General features: G+C 39.9%; 2 protein-coding genes. Both read right to left on the reverse strand.

The annotated features are described in order from the left end of the window. Positions 1 to 228: 228 nt before the first annotated feature. Positions 229 to 546, reverse strand: a complete 318-nt coding sequence (locus O9332_RS17465) for a P-II family nitrogen regulator (protein ID WP_288026619.1) — start codon at positions 544 to 546, stop codon at positions 229 to 231. A gap of 73 nt (positions 547 to 619) precedes the next feature. After that, entirely contained in the window at positions 620 to 1,600 is a 981-nt protein-coding gene (locus O9332_RS17470; RefSeq protein WP_002756655.1) for a sodium-dependent bicarbonate transport family permease, read from the reverse strand. Positions 1,601 to 2,545: the final 945 nt, after the last annotated feature.

The following is a 2,545-nucleotide window of genomic DNA, read 5'->3' on the forward strand; positions in this document are numbered from 1 at the left end:
TAAAAACCTTGTTGGATAAGGCTTTTAGACTTTTTTTCCCTGAAAAAGTGCCTACCATTGGAGTGATTGGGGGGAAAATTTAGGGATTTTTTCCCTGAAAATTAGGTAATTGACCACCTGAAAATGGGTAAAACCCCACACCCCACACCCCACCACACCCTGCCCCCACGAAAAACTTTTTCAGCAGCCCCTAATTAACTACGACAATTTTTGATTTTTACGAGAGGTCTAATGAGTTAGCCATTGGCCCGTAGTCACCACAAAAATTCCGCCAGCTTTTTTTAAAATAGGCTGAATTTTATCGATCAGACGACCAAGTTGTTCGTCACTATTACAAACCGTCATAATGTAGTTACCACTGTAATCACAATCCAAGTCATCACGGGATAAACCTCGATCGCCTTTTCCCGAAGCATTGCCAAAGACGGTATAACCGGAAACTCCGACAACATCAAGAACGCTTAAGGTTTCTTCCAGAAAAGCATGACTAACAATTATGTCCACTTTTTTGACAGTTTGTAGGGAAGGATGCGGGGATTCAAGCATGGTAGTTAGGTACAAAAAGGATAAGTGAAAGAGAAAACTTTTGACAGGAATTATTTAAAAACCGCCGGGCCTTTTAGACTCCACAGCCAATGATTTTAATCATCTCTAGGTACAGAGGAATACCGATGATGATATTGAAAGGAAAAGTTAAAGCCAAGGCCATAGAAATGTATAAACTAGGATTCGCTTCGGGAACAGTCATTCTCATGGCCGCAGGAACAGCAATATAAGAGGCACTGGCACACAAAACAGCGAATAATAAAGCATTGCCCTGTTCAAATCCGAGAACCTTAGCGATGAGAATCCCCACCATAGCATTGATGACGGGAATGAATACCGAGAAACCGATGAGAAAAGAACCAGTTTTGCCTAATTCCCGGATTCTTTTCGCAGCCACTAATCCCATATCCAGGAGAAAGAAAGTTAAAGCACCATAAAAAATCCCTTGAGTGAAAGGTTGTAATTTTTCCCAGCCTTTTTCCCCCGTGAGCATACCAACAACAACACTACCGACTAAGAGAAATACCGAACCATTTAAAAAGGCTTCATGTAGAACCTTTGACCAAGAAAACGCTTCTTCTTCGCCATTTTTCTCTTTAAAGACTCGCACCAGGATTAAACCCACTACAATCGCCGGCGATTCCATTAAAGCTAAGGCCGCTACCATATGACCGCCATAGGAAATATGAAGTTTTTCTAAAAAAGAACTGGCGGTGATGAAAGTAACGGCACTAATGGAACCATAGGCTGCGGCGATCGCTGCTGCATTGGCACTATCGAGTTTAATTTTCAGGATAAAGAAAGTGTAAATGGGAACGATGCAAGCCATAACCACAGAGGCAATCAAAGTTAAAGCGATTTGGTTATTGATGCCACTTTCCGCTAGTTCATAACCTCCCTTGAAACCAATCGCCATCAAAAGATAGAGAGAAAAGAGTTTAGGCAGTGGTTGGGGAATCTCTAGGTCGGATTTAAAAAATACTGCCAGCATTCCCAAGAAAAAGAACAAAACCGGCGGATTGAGAATATTGAACAGGATTAAGCTGCCATCCATAGGTTTGCGTACATTGAGTTATTTCAATCTATACTATTCGATTTTGAGAATACTGGGGAAATGTTAAGTAGTCGTGCAAAATTAATTTCCTAGTCGAGACTCCGAGACTCCGAGACTCCGAGACTCCGAGACGGGAGACGAACGTAGTTTGTGTTGAAGCATGAAACCCAACGCCCGATTATGTTACGCTACCACTAACCCATCCTACAAATAATTGTGCCTCCCTACTTAAGATGGGTGATGTTTCAGTGATCGGTGATCAGTTATCTTGAAACCGTCAGCTTTTCTCCCCTCTCCCCCTCTACAATAATTACTCGCAGCCAGGAATCACTTGGGTTAGTATCATACTTTGTGCTTTTTGTCAAAAAAACTTTTTTTTTGCAATAAAACTACACAAAAAAAAGATCATCGTTGTGGGTGAAATTGACTGATTTAACCGTCTTAATTGGGATTACCTTCTAGGTGTGGCAAAGGTTTCAACCATTGCTGCCCAAAAAAGCATAGAATAACCCATTATGAAATTCAGTAAAATCGCTGTAACTATGATAACATCGTTGTTAAATAAAAATCTTTCTCAATTAATTCTTAAGAATTTATAAATATTGCGGAATGTTAATTTAAATATTCTCAAGTTTTTGCAGTCAATAAATAACTTTTGCTTATATTTGTCAGAAAATAGAACTCCTGCAAAAATCCCACATCTACTATTGGGTTAGGAGTCAGTATTTAGGAGACTCCGAGACTATTTTTATTTATTCTCCCCACACCCCCCACCCCCCACCCCCCACCCCCCAACCCACAACCAGCAACCCTACCCCAAAAACAAAAACACTAAAATCCCTCAAACCAATGTAACATCCATCAAAAATAAAAATCATTCACAATTAAATCTTAAGAAATTGTAAATATTGCGAAATGTTAATTTAAATATTCTCAAGTTTTTGG

It is taken from the genome of Microcystis sp. LE19-10.1B, assembly GCF_027530565.1.
In the GTDB taxonomy this organism is placed as follows: Bacteria; Cyanobacteriota; Cyanobacteriia; order Cyanobacteriales; family Microcystaceae; genus Microcystis; species Microcystis aeruginosa.